The sequence below is a fragment of the Micromonospora sp. RL09-050-HVF-A genome (assembly GCF_019374995.1).
Classification (GTDB): Bacteria; Actinomycetota; Actinomycetes; order Mycobacteriales; family Micromonosporaceae; genus Micromonospora; species Micromonospora antibiotica.
The window spans coordinates 6115809-6133129 of record NZ_JAGKQP010000002.1; the positions used below are offsets into that span (position 1 = coordinate 6115809).

General features: G+C 73.7%; 19 protein-coding genes. 12 read left to right on the top strand and 7 right to left on the bottom strand.

Annotated features, from left to right (window positions below; translation table 11 throughout):
- Nucleotides 1-26: 26 nt before the first annotated feature.
- On the bottom strand, nucleotides 27-260 hold the full coding sequence (locus tag J7462_RS27125; RefSeq protein WP_088646044.1) for an Lrp/AsnC ligand binding domain-containing protein: 234 nt from the start codon (nucleotides 258-260) through the stop codon (nucleotides 27-29).
- Between the two features lie 122 nt (nucleotides 261-382).
- Between J7462_RS27125 and J7462_RS27130 the strand changes: the two genes are divergently transcribed.
- Both J7462_RS27130 and J7462_RS27135 read left to right on the top strand, forming a co-directional pair.
- Nucleotides 383-1321, top strand: coding sequence for a thiamine-phosphate kinase (locus J7462_RS27130; protein WP_219468234.1), 939 nt, complete (start codon nucleotides 383-385; stop codon nucleotides 1319-1321).
- Between the two features lie 22 nt (nucleotides 1322-1343).
- Nucleotides 1344-1805 (top strand): GNAT family N-acetyltransferase, encoded by a 462-nt coding sequence (locus tag J7462_RS27135; protein ID WP_219468236.1) that lies wholly within the window; start codon nucleotides 1344-1346, stop codon nucleotides 1803-1805.
- Between the two features lie 63 nt (nucleotides 1806-1868).
- Here the strand turns inward: J7462_RS27135 and J7462_RS27140 are convergent, their stop codons facing one another.
- Nucleotides 1869-3122, bottom strand: a complete 1254-nt coding sequence (locus J7462_RS27140) for an ATP-grasp domain-containing protein (protein WP_219468238.1) — start codon at nucleotides 3120-3122, stop codon at nucleotides 1869-1871.
- A 110-nt stretch (nucleotides 3123-3232) separates the two neighbouring features.
- Nucleotides 3233-3424 (bottom strand): 50S ribosomal protein L28, encoded by a 192-nt coding sequence (gene rpmB / locus J7462_RS27145; protein ID WP_007456456.1) that lies wholly within the window; start codon nucleotides 3422-3424, stop codon nucleotides 3233-3235.
- A 285-nt stretch (nucleotides 3425-3709) separates the two neighbouring features.
- Between rpmB and J7462_RS27150 the strand changes: the two genes are divergently transcribed.
- Entirely contained in the window at nucleotides 3710-5335 is a 1626-nt protein-coding gene (locus tag J7462_RS27150) for a DAK2 domain-containing protein (RefSeq protein WP_219468241.1), read from the top strand.
- Entirely contained in the window at nucleotides 5332-7536 is a 2205-nt protein-coding gene (recG, locus tag J7462_RS27155) for an ATP-dependent DNA helicase RecG (protein WP_219468245.1), read from the top strand. The genes J7462_RS27150 and recG overlap by 4 nt, the downstream gene beginning before the upstream one ends.
- 129 nt (nucleotides 7537-7665) lie before the next feature.
- Here the strand turns inward: recG and J7462_RS27160 are convergent, their stop codons facing one another.
- The 4 genes from J7462_RS27160 to J7462_RS27175 form a co-directional block, all read right to left on the bottom strand.
- Nucleotides 7666-8436: a MerR family transcriptional regulator gene (locus J7462_RS27160; RefSeq protein ID WP_219468248.1), complete on the bottom strand. Its 771-nt coding sequence runs from the start codon at nucleotides 8434-8436 to the stop codon at nucleotides 7666-7668.
- Between the two features lie 30 nt (nucleotides 8437-8466).
- Nucleotides 8467-9228, bottom strand: coding sequence for an ABC transporter permease (locus J7462_RS27165; protein WP_208567217.1), 762 nt, complete (start codon nucleotides 9226-9228; stop codon nucleotides 8467-8469).
- Nucleotides 9225-10100, bottom strand: a complete 876-nt coding sequence (locus J7462_RS27170) for an ABC transporter ATP-binding protein (protein WP_255597919.1) — start codon at nucleotides 10098-10100, stop codon at nucleotides 9225-9227. Before J7462_RS27170 ends, J7462_RS27165 begins: the two co-directional genes overlap by 4 nt.
- Before the next feature lie 98 nt (nucleotides 10101-10198).
- The gene (locus tag J7462_RS27175) at nucleotides 10199-11464 is read right to left on the bottom strand and encodes a cell wall anchor protein (RefSeq protein ID WP_219468250.1); all 1266 of its coding nucleotides are present in this window, start codon (nucleotides 11462-11464) and stop codon (nucleotides 10199-10201) included.
- Between the two features lie 306 nt (nucleotides 11465-11770).
- Here J7462_RS27175 and rsmD point away from each other — a divergent pair, with 306 nt between their 5' ends.
- From rsmD to mutM, 8 genes are all read left to right on the top strand, one after another.
- Nucleotides 11771-12334 (top strand): 16S rRNA (guanine(966)-N(2))-methyltransferase RsmD, encoded by a 564-nt coding sequence (rsmD, locus tag J7462_RS27180; RefSeq protein ID WP_219468253.1) that lies wholly within the window; start codon nucleotides 11771-11773, stop codon nucleotides 12332-12334.
- Nucleotides 12331-12816 carry a pantetheine-phosphate adenylyltransferase gene (gene coaD / locus J7462_RS27185; protein ID WP_219468256.1) on the top strand — a complete coding sequence of 162 codons (486 nt, stop codon included), beginning with the start codon at nucleotides 12331-12333 and terminating at the stop codon, nucleotides 12814-12816. Before rsmD ends, coaD begins: the two co-directional genes overlap by 4 nt.
- 175 nt (nucleotides 12817-12991) lie before the next feature.
- Entirely contained in the window at nucleotides 12992-13489 is a 498-nt protein-coding gene (locus tag J7462_RS27190) for a hypothetical protein (RefSeq protein WP_208567212.1), read from the top strand.
- Nucleotides 13490-13599: 110 nt separating this feature from the next.
- Nucleotides 13600-14163: a DUF177 domain-containing protein gene (locus J7462_RS27195; RefSeq protein WP_208567211.1), complete on the top strand. Its 564-nt coding sequence runs from the start codon at nucleotides 13600-13602 to the stop codon at nucleotides 14161-14163.
- Between the two features lie 5 nt (nucleotides 14164-14168).
- Nucleotides 14169-14342: a 50S ribosomal protein L32 gene (gene rpmF, locus J7462_RS27200; protein ID WP_088646032.1), complete on the top strand. Its 174-nt coding sequence runs from the start codon at nucleotides 14169-14171 to the stop codon at nucleotides 14340-14342.
- Nucleotides 14343-14456: 114 nt separating this feature from the next.
- The gene (locus J7462_RS27205) at nucleotides 14457-15479 is read left to right on the top strand and encodes a phosphate acyltransferase PlsX (RefSeq protein ID WP_219470756.1); all 1023 of its coding nucleotides are present in this window, start codon (nucleotides 14457-14459) and stop codon (nucleotides 15477-15479) included.
- A gap of 108 nt (nucleotides 15480-15587) precedes the next feature.
- On the top strand, nucleotides 15588-16385 hold the full coding sequence (gene rnc / locus J7462_RS27210) for a ribonuclease III (RefSeq protein ID WP_244252296.1): 798 nt from the start codon (nucleotides 15588-15590) through the stop codon (nucleotides 16383-16385).
- Nucleotides 16378-17235 carry a bifunctional DNA-formamidopyrimidine glycosylase/DNA-(apurinic or apyrimidinic site) lyase gene (mutM, locus tag J7462_RS27215; protein ID WP_219468259.1) on the top strand — a complete coding sequence of 286 codons (858 nt, stop codon included), beginning with the start codon at nucleotides 16378-16380 and terminating at the stop codon, nucleotides 17233-17235. The genes rnc and mutM overlap by 8 nt, the downstream gene beginning before the upstream one ends.
- Nucleotides 17236-17321: the final 86 nt, after the last annotated feature.

Here is a 17321-nt window from a genome sequence, read left to right on the forward strand (position 1 = left end):
TCGGGGGAGGGAGTCTTCTCGTCCACTTACAGGCGCACCACCGAACACGTGAGGGTGCGGGTGATGCCGGGCACCATCTGCACGTTGCTGACGATCAGTTTGCCGAGCTCGTCGACGGTGTTCGCCTCGGTGAGGACCACCACGTCGTACGGCCCGGTGACGGCGTCGACGCGTACCACGCCGGCAAGGTCCGCGATCAGACCGGCCACGTCCCGCGCCCGGCCCACCTCGGTCTGGATGAGGATGTACGCCTGTACCACGACTCGACCTCCGTCCGTCGCCGCCCAGGGGCGGCCCGAAGGGTGAAAATACCCTACGGAGCAGGCGCGATCCCTATCGGTGGTCGAGGTCAAGCAGCTAGCGAGCGTGTCGGAAGGAAGACATGGGTGTCGCGGACGTGGGCGAGTTCGGTCTCATCGACCGGGTGACCGCCCGGCTGACGTACGGAGCGTCATGCCTGCTCGGGCCGGGTGACGACGCCGCCGTGGTGGCCGCCCCCGACCGGCGGGTGGTCGCCTCCACCGACGTGCTGGTCGAGGGGCGGCACTTCCGGCGGGACTGGTCGAGCGCCCGCGACGTCGGGCACCGGGCGGCGGCGGCCAACCTCGCCGACGTCGCCGCGATGGGCGCGACCCCCACCGCCCTGCTGGTGGCCCTGTGCATCCCCGCCGACCTGGACACCGCCTGGGCGGAGGAGCTGGCCGACGGGCTGGCCGCCGAGGCTGCGCTGGTCGGCGCGGGCGTGGTCGGCGGCGACATGTCCGCCAGCCCCACCCTGACCATCGCGGTGACCGCCCTCGGCGACCTGGCCGGCCGGGCACCGGTGGTCCGCTCCGGTGCCCGGCCGGGTGACGTGGTGGCGCTGGCCGGCCGGACCGGGTGGGCCGCCGCCGGGCTGACCGTGCTCTCCCGGGGGTTCCGGACCCCGCGCCTGCTGGTCGAGGCGTACCGGCGGCCGGAGGTGCCGTACCCGGCCGGACCGGAGGCCGCCCGGCTCGGCGCCACCGCCATGATCGACGTGTCGGACGGGTTGCTGGCCGATCTGGGTCACCTGGCGAAGGCCAGCGGCGTCGGGGTCGACCTGCGCCGGGACGCCTTCGAGGTGCCCCCGCAGATGCGTGACGCCGCCCAGGCGCTCGGCGTCGACCCGTACACCTGGATCCTGGCCGGTGGCGACGATCACGCCCTGGTCGCCACCTTCCCCCCGGCGGTGACCCTGCCGTCGTCGTGGCGGACGGTGGGCCAGGTGGTCGAGGGCGTCGGGGTGACCGTCGACGGTGACGCGTACGACGGACCGGCCGGCTGGGAGCACTTCCGGTAAGGGGCAGTCGTACCCTTCACCCGTGAGTGAGATCGAGATCCGGCCGCTCGGCTTCGACTCGCCGGTGGCGCAGACGCTGATCCGGGCGACCATGGCCGACCTGGGCGTCCGGTACGGCGGCAGCGGCGACGACACCCCCATCGACCCGACCGAGTTCGTCCCACCGCACGGTGAGTTCCTCGTCGCCCACCTCGACGGTGCCCCGGTCGGCTGCGCGGGGTGGCGCAGCCACGGCGACGACGCCGCGGAGCTGAAGCGGATGTACACCGTGCCGGCCGTGCGGGGGCGCGGTGCGGCCCGCGCCCTGCTCGCCGCCGTCGAGGAGTCGGCCCGCCGGCACGGTCGCCGGCGGATCATCCTGGAGTGCGGCGACCGGCAGCCCGAGGCGGTCGCCCTCTACACCTCGGCGGGGTACGAGCGGATCGCCAACTTCGGCTACTACGCCGACGCTCCCGGCTGCCTGTCGTTCGGCCGGCCACTCTGACCCGCCCGCCGCAGGGCCGTGCCACCGGGTGAATCCCCGACCCACCCGGCCGGTGCGGCGGTGTCAGGCGACGGTGAAGCGGAACCGGTCGGCACCGGCGCGGGCCGTGGCGGTCGCCTCCGCCGGGTCGGCGCCCCAGGCCAGCACGTGCCCGCCGCGCCGCACCGACGAGGTGACGTCACCGACCCGGTCGCCGACCGCCACGTCGAGCTGCACGGCCAGCACACCGGGCACCCGCCGGGCGTCGCGCAGCCCGTCGATCGCGGTGAGCGTCCCCGGCGGTGGCAGCAGGAACTCCACCGCCGCCGCCCCGGACGGCCGGGCCGGGAGCCGGGGCCGCTCGCCGCGCAGCGTCCGCAGGTAGGCGTCGATGAAACCGCACTCGTACGCCACCGAGACCAACGCGGAGATCATGTCGCCGGGCAGCCGGGCGGCGCACTCCACAAGCGTCGGCACCCCGTCGGCGACGATCCACTCGCTGTGCAGCACTCCGGTGCGGAAACCGGCCGCCGTCGCCAGCCGGGTGGCTGCCTCGACCAGTTCCGCCCGGCCGGCCGCCGGCAGCGCCGAGGGGACCGTGTGCCCGGTCTCCACCGGGCGACGACCCGGCAACACCCGCTTGTCGGTGACGTTGCCGAAGCACACCTCGCCGTCGGCGACCAGCAGCTCGACGCTGTATTCCGGGCCGACCAGGGCCTGCTCGACCAGCACCTCGGTGGGCAGGTCGCTGGCCGCCTCCACCGGTTCCTCCGGGGTGGCGGTCGCCGACCAGGCCGCCGACACGTCGTCACCGGGGGCGATCAGTTGCACGCCGAGGCTGCCGGAGCGGCGGGTCGGCTTCAACACGCAGCGGCCACCGAACCGGGCCGCGAACGTCGCCGCCCGCTGCGGGGAGTCGACCAGCTCGTACGCCGGATTGGCCAGCCCGGCCCGGTCGGCGAGCAGGCGCATCCGGTGCTTGTCGGAGAAGACGTCGGCGGCCTGTGGGCCGGCCCCGGGCAGGCCCAGCCGGTCGGCGAGCCGGGCGGCGGCACCGACCGCGTACTCCAGGCCGGGCATCACCAGCCGGGCGGTGGTCAGCCCCGGCTCGCGGGCGAGCAACTCCTCGACGTCCAACCCGGTCTGGTAGCGGGCGGACACCACGCGCGAGATCACCGGCAGGCGGGTCACCGTCGTGGTGACGGCCCGCCGGGCGATGATCTCCGGCTCCTCGACGAGTACCACGCTGCCCGGCGGCAGCTCCTCGGCGAACCAGTGCATCATGCCGATCGAGGCGCCCACCACGATCATCTCGTCAGGGCCCAGGTCAAGGTCCAACGGTCGTCCTCCGTACGGGTCGGCCACCGGGTGCGGGGACACGACAGTACCGGCGGGCCAGGACGGCCCGCCGGTACTGTCGGAGCTGGAGCGGTGGTGGTGTTACCTGGTCAGGCGCGGGTGACCTTGCCGGCCTTGATGCACGAGGTGCAGACCTGGAGCTTCTTGGTGTTGCCGCCACCGGCCGGGGTACGCACCGACTGGATGTTCGGGTTCCAGCGGCGGTTGGTCCGCCGGTGCGAGTGGGACACGTTGTGGCCGAAGCCCGGCCCCTTGCCACAGACGTCGCACACGCTAGCCACGGGATACTCCTGAGATTGATACGTTCATGAGGTCGCCGGCAGGCGCTGCCCGGACAACCTGGCCAGGTTACCCGATGCACCCCCGCCCCGCCCAACCGGCCCGTCCCGGCCCCCTGCGGCGGGCAGCCGGCCACCGTCCCGGACGGCGGTGGCGGCCAGCCCACCACCGTCCCGCACGGCGCGCGGACCGGGCCGGCCACCGTCGGAAGGCGTCGCCGCCGGCCGGCCCAGGGACACGCCGGCCGACCCCGGCGGGTGTCGGCCGCCGCCAGTAGGCTTCTGGCCGTGCTGGACACCCTCGACGCCGCCGCGGTACGCCGCTGGTGCGCGAGCGGTCTCGCCGCGCTGCGCCGGCACCAGGGTGAGATCGACGACCTCAACGTCTATCCCGTGCCCGACGGGGACACCGGCACCAACCTCGTGCTCACCCTCACCTCGGCCCAGCAGGCGCTGTCGGTGGGCCTCGGCACCCTGCCGGAGGACGGCGACACCGCGCACGGGCACGCGCTGCGGCTGATGGCCAGGGGTGCGTTGCTCGGTGCCCGGGGCAACTCCGGGGTGATCCTCTCGCAGCTCCTGCGCGGGCTCGCCGAGGCACTCGGCGGTGTGCCCACCGTCGCCGGCCGGGCGTTGGCCGGTGCGCTGCGCGACGCCACCACCGCCGCCTACGCCGCGGTGGCCCAGCCGGTCGAGGGCACGGTGCTCAGCGTGGTCGCCGCCGCCGCGACCGCCGCCGAGCAGGCCGACAGCGACGACCTGCGCACGGTTGTCCGGGCCGCCGCCGGGGAGGCGGCCCGCGCGCTGGCCCGTACCCCCGACCAGTTGCCCGCGCTGGCCCGTGCCGGGGTGGTCGACGCCGGTGGCCGGGGACTCTGCCTGCTGCTCGACGCCCTGGTCGAGGTGGTCACGGGGGAGCCTGCGGCCGGGCCTGCGCCGGTGACCCGTCCGGCCCGTGGGCCGCTGACCGCCGTCCGGGAGACCGGCTCCTCCGACTACGCCTACGAGGTGCAGTTCCTGCTCGACGCGCCGCACGAGGCGGTGACCCGGATGCGCGCCGAGCTGGCCACGCTGGGCGACTCGCTGGTGGTGGTAGGTGACGCCGGTACGCCGGCGGAGTCCGGCACCTGGAACGTCCACGTCCACGTCAACGACGTCGGGGCGGCCGTCGAGGCCGGGGTGGCCGCCGGCCGGCCGTACCGGATATCGGTGACCCGGTTCGCCGACCAGGCCGCGCCGGCCCGGCGACCCGGCCCCGCCGCCGACGGCCGGGCGGCCGTGGTGGTCGCGCCCGGCGTCGGCATCGCCGAGCTGTTCGGCGGGGAGGGCGCGACGGTGGTGCCGGGCAACCCGTCCACCGGCGAGCTGCTGGACGCGATCCGGGCCACCGCCGCCGCCCGGGTGGTGGTGCTCCCCAACGACCCGAACACCCAGGCGGTGGCGAACGCCGCCGCCCGGGAGGCGCACCGGCTCGGGGTGGAGGTGAGCGTGGTGCCGACCCGCTCGCCGGTGCAGGCGCTCGCCGCGCTCGCCGTCCGCGACCCGCAGCGCCGGTTCGCCGACGACGTCATCGCGATGGCCGAGGCCGCCGGTGCCTGCCGGTACGCCGAGGTGTGCCACGCCAGCCGGGAGGCGCTCACCGTGGCCGGCCCGTGCCGCCCCGGTGACGTGCTGGCCCTGGTCGAGGGGGAGGTCCACCTGATCGGCAGCGACCTGGTCGACACCTGCGCCGCCGTGGTCGACCGGATGCTCGGCGGCGGCGGTGAACTGGTCACCCTGCTCACCGGCGCGGACGCCCCCGCCGGCCTCGCCGAGGCGGTCCGGGCGCACGTGACCCGGCGCTGGCCCTTCGTCGAGGTGCAGGCGTATTCGGGTGGGCAACCGCACTATCCGCTCCTGGTGGGGGTCGAATGACGACGTCCGAGCCGGCCACGGTGGACACCGCGCTCACCAAGCTGGTGGGGGAGAAGACCGCCAAGGCGCTCGCCGGTCACCTCGACCTGCACACCGCCGGTGACCTGATCTACCACTTCCCGCGCCGGTACGACGAGCGCGGCGAGCACACCGACATCCGTTCGTTGGACGTCGGTGAGCAGGTCACCGTCCTGGCCCAGGTGCAGCGCACGGCGGTCCGCCCGATGCGGCAGCGGCGGGGCAACCTGCTGGAGGTGACCGTCGGCGACAACTCCGGCGGGACGCTGACGCTCACCTTCTTCGGCAACCAGGCGTGGCGGGAGCGGGAACTGCGCCCCGGCCGGTGGGGGCTGTTCGCCGGCAAGGTCACCGAGTTCCGGGGCAAGCGGCAGCTCAACGGCCCGGAGTACGTCCTGCTCGGTGAGGGGGGCGAGGGTGAGGTGGCGGCCTCCGAGGAGGTCGAGGAGTTCGCCGGGGCGCTGATTCCGGTCTACCCGGCCGCCGCAGCCGTGCCGACCTGGGTGATCGCCCGCTGCGTCCGGGTGGTGCTGGACACCGTCACCCCGCCGGACGACCCGCTGCCCACGCCGATGCGGGTCGGCCGGAAGCTGGTCGGCATCGACACCGCGCTGCGCGAGATCCACCGGCCGTCCAGCAAGGAGGAGCTGTACCGGGCCCGCCGCCGGCTCAAGTGGGACGAGGCGTTCGCCGTGCAGCTGACCCTGGTGCAGCGCAAGCTGCGGTCGGCGTCCTCGCCGGCCACCCCGCGCCCGGCGAAGGCGGGTGGCCTGCTCGACGCGTTCGACGCCCGGCTGCCCTACGAGCTGACCCCCGGCCAGCGTGACGTCGGCGTCGAGATCGCCGCCGACCTGGCCACCCCGCACCCGATGCACCGGCTGTTGCAGGGCGAGGTCGGTTCCGGCAAGACGGTGGTGGCGTTGCGGGCGATGCTCCAGGTGGTCGACGCGGGAGGTCAGGCGGCACTGCTCGCCCCGACCGAGGTGCTCGCCGCCCAGCACCACCGGGGCATGCTCGACCTGCTCGGCCCGCTGGCACAGGCCGGTGAGCTGGGGGCGGCCGACGACGCGACCCGGGTGGAGCTGGTCACCGGCTCGCTGGGCGCGGCAGCCCGACGGCGGGCCCTGGCCGAGGTGGCGCAGGGGCGGGCCGGCATCGTGCTCGGCACCCACGCCCTGCTCTACGAGGGGGTCGACTTCGCCGACCTGGGCCTGGTGGTGGTCGACGAGCAGCACCGTTTCGGCGTGGAGCAGCGCGACGCCCTGCGCGCCAAGGCCGACCAGCCACCGCACGTGCTGGTGATGACCGCCACCCCGATCCCCCGCACGGTGGCGATGACCGTCTACGGCGACCTGGAGACCTCCACCCTGTCCCAGTTGCCGCAGGGACGCTCCCCGATCGCCTCGCACGTGGTGCCGGTGGCGGAGAAACCAGCCTTCCTGGACCGGGCCTGGCGGCGGGTGCGCGAGGAGGTCACCGCCGGCCACCAGGCGTACGTGGTGTGCCCGCGCATCGGCGAGGGGCCGGCGGCCGAGGAGGAGCCACCCCGCGAGGACGACAACGGACGACGTCCACCGCTGGCGGTGACCGAGGTGGCGCCGCTGCTCGCCGAGGGGCCGCTGCACGGGCTGCGGATCGGCGTCCTGCACGGGCGGCTGCCCGCCGACGAGAAGGACGCGGTGATGCGGTCCTTCGCCGACGGCGACCTGGACGTGCTGGTCGCGACCACGGTGGTGGAGGTCGGCGTGAACGTGCCCAACGCCACCGTGATGATCGTCCTGGACGCAGACCGGTTCGGTGTCTCCCAGCTGCACCAGCTGCGGGGGCGGGTCGGCCGGGGCGCGGCCCCCGGGCTCTGCCTGCTGGTGAGCGAGGCGGCCGAGGGTTCGTCGGCGCGGGAACGGTTGGACGCGGTCGCCTCCACCACCGACGGGTTCAAGCTGGCCGAGCTGGATCTGGAGCAGCGCCGGGAGGGTGACGTGCTGGGGGCGACCCAGTCCGGTCGTCGCTCGCACCTGCGGCTGCTGTCCCTGCTGCGCGACGCCGACCTGATCCGGGACGCCCGCGCCGAGGCGCTCACCCTGGTCGAGCAGGACCCGCAGTTGGCGCGGCACCCGGCGCTGGCCGCCTCGGTCGCCGCCCTGGTCGACGAGGAACGCGCGGAATACCTGGAGAAGGGCTGACCGCCGCCCCCGGGCGTGGGGGACGGCGGTCGGCCGTCGGGGTGCCGGTCGACCCGTCGGCCGGCGTCCCCGGGACGGGGGGCTACCGCCCGGCGGCGTCCCCCGGACGGAGGGCTACCGCCCGGCGGCTCAGGGGCGGCGTTTCTCGACGACGGTCCAGCCGGTCCAGCCCCGGTCGGCGACGAGTCTGCGCAGTCGCCTGACGACGGGATGGGCGGCGTCGGCGAACGAGTCCATCAACCGGACGAACGCGGGGTCCGGGGTGACCTCCTCCTGCATCTCCAGCTCCCCGGCGGCCTCCGCCTGCGCGAACAGGTCGGCCATCAGGTCGGCCGTCTCGCGCAGCAACTCCTCGTCCTGCCAGTTCTCGGCGACCCGGCCGATCAGCCGGTAGAGCTGGATGACCTGGGGGTTGTCCAGCTGGGCCACCTTGTCGGCCATCAGCCCCTTGATGGCGTCCGGCCACCGCGCCGCCATCAGGATCCACCCGTCGCGTTCGGCCTCGACGGCGACCGGTGGCACCCCGGCGGCGCGGAGCCGGTCCAGGTAGTCGACCACCTCCGCGGGGACGGCGAGGGTGTCACCGCCGCTGAGCCGGGCGATCCGCCGTCGGTGCTCCTGCAGCGCCCGGATCTGGGCCCGCAGCTGGCGGTCGATCTCGGCGGTGGCGGCGGTGAACGTCTCCGCGTCGGCGTCGAGCAGTTCGCGGACCCGGGCCAGCGGGACGCCGGCCTCGGCGAGGGTCCGGATCCTCACCAGCCGGACCACCGCAGCCGCGTCGTACGTCCGGTAGCCGGAGGCGTCGCGTTCCGGCTCCGGCAGCAACCCGATCTGGTGGTAGTGCCGTACGGCGCGGATGGTCACCCCGGCGTAGGACGCCAACCGTCCGATCGTCAACATGGCCTCAGCCTGCCCGACCCGGGAGCACCGTCAACCGACCTTGCGGTGGTGGACGGCCATCGCGCCGGCGTACGCGAGGACGAGGAGGCCGGCGCACCAGGCGAGCGCGGTCCAGATGTCGCCGCCCACCGGCTGGCCGGCGAACAGGGCGCGGATCGTGTTCACGATGGACGTCACCGGCTGGTGTTCGGCGAACGCGCGCACCGGGCCGGGCATGGTGTCGGTGGGCACGAAGGCCGAGCTGACGAACGGCAGCAGGATGAGCGGGTAGGAGAACGCGCTCGCACCGTCGACGGAGGTGGCGGTGAGGCCCGGGATGACCGCGAGCCAGGTCAGCGCCAGGGTGAACAGCAGCATGATGCCGGCGACCGCCAGCCAGCCCAGCACGCCGGCCCCCGAACGGAAGCCCATGGCCAGCGCCACCAGCACCACCACCACGAGTGAGATCAGGTTGGCCACCAGCGAGGTCAGCACGTGCGCCCAGAGCACGGCCGAGCGGGCGATCGGCATGGACTGGAACCGTTCGAAGATGCCGCCCTTGAGGTCCAGGAAGAGCCGGTAGGCGGTGTAGGAGATGCCGGAGACGACGGTGATGAGCAGGATGCCGGGCAGCAGGTAGTTGACGTACCGGTCGGACCCGGTTTCGATCGCGCCGCCGAACACGTAGACGAAGAGCAGCAGGAACGCGATCGGCATGATCGCGGTGGTGATGATGGTGTCCGGGCTGCGGCTGATGTGTCGCAGTGACCGCCCCAGCAGGGCGGCGGTGTCACCGAGGAAGTGTCTGGTCATCGGGGTTCCTCAACTGCTCGTGCCGTCGGGGCGACGGCGTCCACGGTGTCGTCGGTGCGGGTGCGGGTGCGGGTGCTGGTGCCGTCGTCGCCGCCGTCGCCGACGATGGCGAGGAACACGTCCTCCAGGGTGGGCTGCTTCTCGACGTACTCCACGGTGGCGGGCGGGAGCAGCCGGCGGAGTTCGGCGAGCGTGCCGTCGGCGATGATGCGCCCGTGGTGCAGGACGGCGATCCGGTCGGCGAGCTGCTCTGCCTCGTCGAGGTACTGCGTGGTGAGCAGCACCGTCGTGCCCTGCCGGGCGAGTTCCCGGACGGCCTGCCACACCTCCAGCCGGCCCTGCGGGTCGAGCCCGGTGGTCGGTTCGTCGAGGAAGATCACCGGCGGGTCGCCGATGAGGCTCATCGCGATGTCGAGGCGACGGCGCATCCCACCGGAGTACGTGCCCACCCGCCGGCCTCCCGCCTCGGTGAGCGCGAAGCGGCCGAGCAGGTCGTCGGCGACCCGACCGGGGTCGCGCAGGTGGCGCAGCCGGGCGACCAGCACCAGGTTCTCCCGGCCGGTGAGGATCTCGTCGACGGCGGCGAACTGGCCGGTGAGGCTGACGGACTCCCGTACCCTCGCCGCCCGGGTGGTGACGTCGAGACCGTGCACGTGGGCCGTCCCGCCGTCGGGTTTGAGCAGGGTGGCCAGGATGCGTACCAGGGTGGTCTTCCCCGCCCCGTTGGCGCCGAGCAGGGCGAGGATGCTGCCCGGTGCCACGTCGAGGTCCACCCCGCGCAGCACGCGCAGTTCCCGGTAGGACTTCGTCAGGCTCCGGACCTGGATGGCGGGCCCGCGGGCCGGCGACATTGTCGATTGATCGGCTGACATGGCGTCAGCATCCGGGGTTGACGCTGCGGCAGGGTCAACCCCGAAACGCGCGGGGCGCGTCGACCGGTCGGTCGACGCGCCCCGGGGGCGTGCTGCGGTCAGACGGTGAAGTGGATCCGTCGGCGTCGGGCGACGAGGAAGAGCACCGCGCCGGCCACCAGCAGGGTGGCCGCGCCGGCGGCGATGGCGCCGGCCGCCGCACCGGTCACCGGGAGGCCGCCGTCCTGGTCGCCGCCGCCACCGCCACCACCGGTGGACGGGCAGTCCTCCGGCTGCTCCCACTTCACCGGGCCGCCGGAGTCGAGGTCACCGGTGACGGTGACGGTGAGCCCCTTGGTGGCGGGGAAGCTGACCGTCCCGGTCCGTCCCGGTTCGACGGTGAGCTTCTTCGGCTCGCCCTTGTTGGGGGTGAAGACCGAGGTCAGCGGGGTGCCGTCCTCCGGGTTGCTGATCCGGAAGACCATCTTGTCGCAGCTGGACTCATAGCTGGCGTCGGGCGTGCCGACCTCGGGCTGCTGGCAGTCCTCGGGCTTCTGCCACCCACCGGTGAAGTCCTTCATGCCGGCGGCGGCCACGGTGATCTCCTGCGCCTCCCCGGCGCTGAGCTTGCGGGTCTCGATCTTGCGCAGGGGGACGGTCACCTTCTCGGTGAAGCCGCCGCTGCCGGTGATGGTGAACGTCGCCGCGGCGTTGCCGCTGCGGTTGACCAGGGTCAGTTCGACGTTGCCGTCGCAGTCGGACTCGGCGATCACCTCGGGGGCCGCCGAGCAGGTGCCCGAACCGCCGTTGAACCAGGCACGCGGGCCGGTGGAGCGGGCGCCGATGCCGGACGGGCTGCCGACCTTGCGGTCGCCGTACCGGTCACTGGTGTCGGTCAGCGGGTCGATCAGCTTGCTGCCGAAGACGAAGTCGACCTGGGTGTGGCAGTTCGGCACCTCGACGGCGAAGTCGAGGGTGGCCACCCCCAGCTCGCCCGGGGCGACCCCGGTGAACTTCTTGATCGACTTGTCGAGCACGTACTGCGGCACGGCGAACGTCGCCGACGGCGTCACGTACGACACCAGGGCCAGGTCCTGCTCCTCGCCCCGGCAGAGTGGGCCGTTGGTCAGGGTGATCGAGGCGCGGCCCGCCGGACCGTCGAAGGTGTGCGTGTAACGCGCGTCGGCGGCGGCGACACAGGACGACGTGGACTGCCCGCCCGCCGGGGTGGTGGCGGTCGCGCTCGCCGTCGTGGTGGGCGTGGGGGACGGCGAGGGTGAGCTGGCGCCCGCCGGGGTGGTGCAGGCGAGGACCGTGGCCAGGCCGGCCAGGGCGGCGGCGGTCACGGCGAGCGGTCGCCGGAGCGACAGCTGGGGACGGATCACGCGTACTCCCGGGGTGAGGGTGCGTCAGGGCGCGGCGGGGGTGGCGTTGCCTGGTCACGGCGCGTGTCGGGAGCGCCGTGACGACGCCGTGCGACGCCCTGGCCGGCGGAGCGGCACCGGCACCGGGCCGACCCTAGTGGGCCCGTCGATACGGACATAGTGCACGGCGGGCACCGGGAGTGTTGTTATGTATTTGAGATCATTGATTCACTGGGGGTGATGTTTCGGTCACCCGGACGGGGCGCACCGCGCCGCCGGCCCGCGTCGGTGGTCGCGTAGCGTCACAGGCATGCGCAGGGAAAGACGGTGACCCGGATCGTGGCCGGCACGCTCGGCGGTCGGCGGATCGCCGCACCCCCCGGCGCCGGCACCCGCCCCACCTCCGACCGGGTGCGCGAGGCCCTGTTCAGCGCCGTCGCCGCCGAGGTGGACCTGGTCGGCGCGCGCTTCGCCGACCTGTACGCCGGCTCCGGCGCGGTCGGGCTGGAGGCGCTGTCCCGGGGGGCCGAGCACGTGCTGCTGGTCGAGTCCGATCCCCGGGCCGCCCGGGTGATCCGGGAGAACGTCGCCGCGCTCCGGGCCGCCCCGGCCGCCCGGCTGGTCACCGGCAAGGTGGCCGGCGTGCTCGCGGCCGGCCCCGGCGACGCGTCGTACGACGTGGTCTTCGCCGACCCCCCCTACGCGGTGCCGGACACCGAGATCGCCGCCCTGCTGACCGCGCTGGTGGAGCACGACTGGCTCGCCCCCGACGCGCTGGTGGTGGTCGAGCGGTCCACCCGTACCGGCCCGGTCGACTGGGTGCGGGGCATCACCGCCGAACGCAGCCGGCGTTACGGCGAGACCACTCTTTGGTACGGTCGCCGATCATGAGACGTGCGGTGTGTCCCGGCTCGTTCGACCCGGTCACCAACGGACACCTCGACATCATCGGACGGGCCAGCCGGCTCTTCGACGAGGTGATCGTCGGTGTGCTGGTGAACCAGTCCAAGAGTGGCCTGTTCACCGTCGAGGAGCGGATCGACATGCTCCGCGAGGTGACCTCCTCGTACGGCAACGTGCGGGTGGCGTCCTTCCGTGGGCTGCTCGTCGACTTCTGCCGGGCGCAGGAGGCGAGTGTGCTGATCAAGGGCCTGCGGGCGGTCAGCGACTTCGACTACGAGTTGCAGATGGCCCAGATGAACATCGGCCTGGCCGGCGTGGAGACCCTGTTCATGCCGACCAACCCGCTCTACTCGTTCCTCTCCTCCAGCCTGGTCAAGGACGTGGCCAAGTGGGGCGGCGACATCTCCTCCCACGTCCCCGACACCGTCCGGCAGGCGCTCGCGGCCCGGCTCACCACCCCGCGCCCCTGACCGCCCGCCGCCGGCCCACCGACGCCGGGGCGGCGGATCGGAGCCGGGGCGGCGCGTCGTGGCGGGGTGGTGAGGGCGGTGGTGGCCCGGGCACGACATCATGTGGTGCAGCGCCGAAGTCGGGCGCAGGCCGCATCATGTAGGTCGGCAGACGAACGACAGGGGTGAGGTACCGGTGGACCCGCTCGATCGCATCGACGAACTGATCGGCGTGCTGGAGCAGGCGCGCTCCGTCCCGATGTCGCGCAACAACTGCATGGTCGACCGGGGCGAGATGATCGCGGCGCTCGACGAGATGCGCGCCGACCTCCCCGCCGACCTGCGTCGCGCCGCCGCCCTCCTGGAGGAGCGCGACAAGATCATGGATGCCGGTAAGCGGGAGGCCGACCGGATCATCAGCGAAGGTGAGGCGGAACACGCCCGCCTGGTCTCGGTGAACGAGATCACGGTCTCCGCCGAGCACGAGGGGGCCCGGATCATCGCCGAGGCCCGCGCCGAGGCGCAGCGGCTGCGGGAGGAGGTCGACGACTACGTCGACACCGCGCTGGCGAACTTCGAGCAGTTCCTCACCCGGGCGCTGGCGTCGATCGAGCGTGGGCGGGACAAGATGCACGCGCTGCGGGAGATCGGCACCTTCGGTGGGGACGAGGCGGAGCGCCCGCTACCCTTCTGAGCGGCACCTCATCGCACCGACGGACGGGTCGGGCGTCGCCCCCGGTTCGACGATCCGGCGGTCGCCCAGGTAACCTTTTTTGTCGGCCTCTCACCGGCCGGAGTCTGACTATGCCCAAACACTCGCCTTCATCACTCAACCCCAGGGCGCCGCTGGTCCTCGACACGAGGGACCTGCCGCGTCGCCCTGGTGCGTTGCGTACGCATCGGCGGGTCGTGCCGGCACCGGCGGACCTCGGCGGAGAGTTGATCAGCGTGCCGGAGGGTGCGGACCTCGACCTCGACCTGAGGTTGGAGTCGGTGTCCGAGGGCGTGCTCGTCTCCGGGACCATCACCGGTCCCGTCCAGGGCGAGTGCGGTCGTTGCCTGCGCGCGATCGACTACTCGTTGACCGTGAACGTCCAGGAGCTGTACGCGTACGAGAACAGCACCACGGACATCACGACCGACGAGGACGAGGTGGGCCGGATGCAGGACGATCTGATCGACCTGGAGCCGGCGCTGCGGGACGCGGTGGTGCTCACGCTGCCGACCAACCCGCTCTGCCGGGAGGACTGCCCAGGACTGTGCCCCGAGTGCGGGGTGCACTGGGACGATCTGCCGGCCGATCACAGCCACCAGCAGATCGACCCGCGTTGGGCGAGCCTGTCGCAACTGAACCGTACAGAGGAGTAGGAACCGTGGCCGTCCCGAAGCGCAAGATGTCGCGCAGCAACACCCGGTCCCGCCGGGCGAACTGGAAGGCGGCTGTGGTCGCGACCGTGGCCTGCCCGCAGTGCAAGTCCCCCAAGCTGCCGCACGCGGCGTGCTCCGTCTGCGGCACGTACAACGGCCGCCAGGTTCTCGAGGTCTGACCTGGACGCCGAGTGACACCCCCGACCACAGGTCGGGTGGCGCGCGCACCCCGGCGATCGCCCGGTGCCCCGGCTCCCTCCGACGTCGACCGGCCCGCTCCGGCCGGCGTGGCGATGGAGCCGGGCACCGCGCGGATCGCCGTTGACCTCCTCGGCGGGGACGATGCTCCCGCCGTCGTGGTTGACGGCGCTCTGCGGGCGGTGCGTGCCGACCCGGACCTGCACCTGCTGCTCGTCGGCCCGACCGAGGTCGCGGCCGGGGTGGTCGACGCCCTGACCCCGGAGCAACGGACCCGGATCACCATCCGCGCGACCCGTACCGCCGCCGGGCCGGCCGACCACGCGCCACGGGCCGACAGCACCGTCCGCGCGGCCGTGTCCGCCGTCCGCGACGGCGCCGCCGACGCCCTGGTCTCCGCCGGGTCCACCGGCGCCACCGTCTCCGCCGCCGCCCTCGGCTTCGGCCGTTGGGCCGACGTGCGCCGGCCCGCGCTGGTGGCGAGCCTGCCGGCCGTCTCCGGCCCGGTGATCCTGCTCGACGTCGGCGGCTCGCTGGAGCCCCGCCCCGCCACCCTGGCCCGGCACGCCGTGCTCGGCGCGGCCTACGCCGCCGTCGCGCACGCCATCGTCGCACCCCGGGTCGGCCTGCTCTCGGTGGGCACCGAGACCGGCAAGGGGGACCGCCCCCGCCGCACCGCCGACCCCCTCCTCGCCGCCGCCCCACTGCCCTGCGCCGCCCGCTACGTCGGGCTGGTCGAGGGCTACGACGTGACGCTCGGCCTGCGCGCCGACGTGGTGGTAACCGACGGTTTCACCGGTAACGTCCTGCTCAAGGCCATCGAGGGGGCGTACACGATGACCGGGGGCCCACCCGCAGGCGGTGACGCCCCGCGGGCGGCGGCCCTGCTCGGGGTGGCCGGCACCGTGGTGGTCTGCCACGGCGCGGCGACCCCCGACGACGTCGCCTCCGGCATCGCCCTGGCCGCCCACCTGTGGCGTCGCCGGGCCACCGACCGGGTCCGGGAACAGGTCGCCGGCCTGCCGACCGGCGGCGGCACCGACCAGGAGGACCCGCAGGCATCGGCCGGGTCCGATCCTCCCGGTGCGGATCGCCGCGAGCCGAGGAGACGGCCATGAGCACCAGGTGTGCGCCGGCCAGCCTCGCAGTCCTGAACGAACAGGTCACCGGCGTACGGGCCATGAGTCCGCGTACCCCGCCGGCGGGAACGGAGCAGAGGTAGGAGCATGACCAACGACAAGCGGCGGCGCGCGCCCGTCGCCCACCTGGAGACGGCGTTCGGGGTGACCCTCGACCCCGAGCTGCTGGAGCGGGCGTTGACCCACCGGTCGTACGCCTACGAGAACGGTGGGCTGCCCACCAACGAGCGGCTGGAGTTCCTCGGTGACTCGGTGCTCGGCGTGGTGATCACCACCGCGTTGTTCCGCAACCACCCGGACCTGCCCGAGGGGCAACTGGCGAAGCTGCGGGCCAGCGTGGTCAACATGCGTGCCCTGGCCGACGTCGCCCGGGGGCTCGGCCCCGACGGGCTCGGCGCCTACCTGCTGCTCGGCAAGGGGGAGGAGAGCACCGGCGGCCGGGACAAGGCGAGCATCCTCGCCGACACCCTGGAGGCGTTGCTCGGCGCGATCTACCTCCAGTACGGGCTGGACACCGCGGCGGAGGTCATCCACCGGCTGTTCGATCCGCTGATGGCCGAGTCGGCGGGCCGGGGCGCCGCCCTGGACTGGAAGACCAGCCTCCAGGAGCTGACCGCCGCGCTGGGGCTGGGCGTGCCCGAGTACCGGATCGAGGGCACCGGACCCGACCACCTGAAGACCTTCACCGCCTGGGTGGTGGTGGCCGGCAACCGCTACGGCGGATCCGAGGGGCGCAGTAAGAAGGAGGCCGAACAGCGGGCCGCCGACGCGGCCTGGCGGGAGCTGACCGCGCAGGCCGAGCGGGACCGCGCGGACGCCGCACCACCCGACGCGCAGGAGCCGGCGGCCGACGAGACCGCCGAGGCGGGTCTGGGTCGTGCCTGAACTGCCCGAGGTCGAGACGGTGCGGCAGGGGCTGGCCCAGTGGGTCACCGGTCGACGGATCTCGACGGTGGAGGTGCGCCACCCCCGGGCCGTGCGGCGACACGTCCCCGGCCCGGCGCACTTCGCCGACGTGCTCGCCGGCCGGACGGTGACCGACGTACGCCGGCGCGGCAAGTACCTCTGGCTGCCACTGGACAGCGGTGACGCGCTCGTCGGCCACCTGGGCATGTCGGGGCAGTTGCTGCTCCAGCCGGCCGAGGCGGCCGACGAGCTGCACCTGCGGGTCCGGTTCCGGTTCACCGACGACGGCCCGCAACTGCGCTTCGTCGACCAGCGGACGTTCGGTGGGCTCGCGGTCAGCGAGGGCGGCGCCGTTCTGCCCGCCGAGATCGCGCATATCGCCCGCGACCCGATGGACCCGGAATTCTCCGACACCGGATTCGTCACCGCCCTGCGCCGACGGCGTACGGAGGTCAAGCGGGCCCTGCTGGACCAGACGCTGATCTCCGGGGTGGGCAACATCTACGCCGACGAGGCGCTGTGGCGGGCCCGGCTGCACGGGGCCCGCCCCACCGACGCGGTGACCGCCCCCGCCGCGGGTCGGCTGCTCGGGCACGTACGGGACGTCCTGGCCGAGGCGATCAAGCAGGGCGGCACGAGCTTCGACGACCTGTACGTCAACGTCAACGGGGAGAGCGGCTACTTCGACAGGTCGCTCAACGCCTACGGCCGGGAAGGGGAACCCTGCCGGCGTTGCGGGGCGCCGATCCGCCGGGAGGCGTTCATGAACCGGTCGTCGTACAGCTGCCCGCGCTGTCAGCCCCGCCCCCGGGGTGCCCTCAGGGGGTGACCCCGACCCGGTTCGGGGTTGCACCGGTGTGCCGCGCCGACGGCACTCCGGGCCGCTGCCGGATTTACGCTGATCCACCCGGTCGG

What these genes read in the sequence shown, in the direction of transcription:
- coaD (WP_219468256.1), top strand. Translation starts at nt 12,331, where the DNA reads ATGAGACGTGCGGTGTGTCCCGGCTCGTTCGACCCGGTCACCAACGGA.
- J7462_RS27205 (WP_219470756.1), top strand. Translation starts at nt 14,457, where the DNA reads ATGGAGCCGGGCACCGCGCGGATCGCCGTTGACCTCCTCGGCGGGGAC.
- rnc (WP_244252296.1), top strand. Translation starts at nt 15,588, where the DNA reads ATGACCAACGACAAGCGGCGGCGCGCGCCCGTCGCCCACCTGGAGACG.
- J7462_RS27160 (WP_219468248.1), bottom strand. Translation starts at nt 8,436, where the DNA reads ATGTTGACGATCGGACGGTTGGCGTCCTACGCCGGGGTGACCATCCGC.
- J7462_RS27170 (WP_255597919.1), bottom strand. Translation starts at nt 10,100, where the DNA reads ATGTCAGCCGATCAATCGACAATGTCGCCGGCCCGCGGGCCCGCCATC.
- J7462_RS27195 (WP_208567211.1), top strand. Translation starts at nt 13,600, where the DNA reads ATGCCCAAACACTCGCCTTCATCACTCAACCCCAGGGCGCCGCTGGTC.
- recG (WP_219468245.1), top strand. Translation starts at nt 5,332, where the DNA reads ATGACGACGTCCGAGCCGGCCACGGTGGACACCGCGCTCACCAAGCTG.
- J7462_RS27165 (WP_208567217.1), bottom strand. Translation starts at nt 9,228, where the DNA reads ATGACCAGACACTTCCTCGGTGACACCGCCGCCCTGCTGGGGCGGTCA.
- J7462_RS27130 (WP_219468234.1), top strand. Translation starts at nt 383, where the DNA reads ATGGGTGTCGCGGACGTGGGCGAGTTCGGTCTCATCGACCGGGTGACC.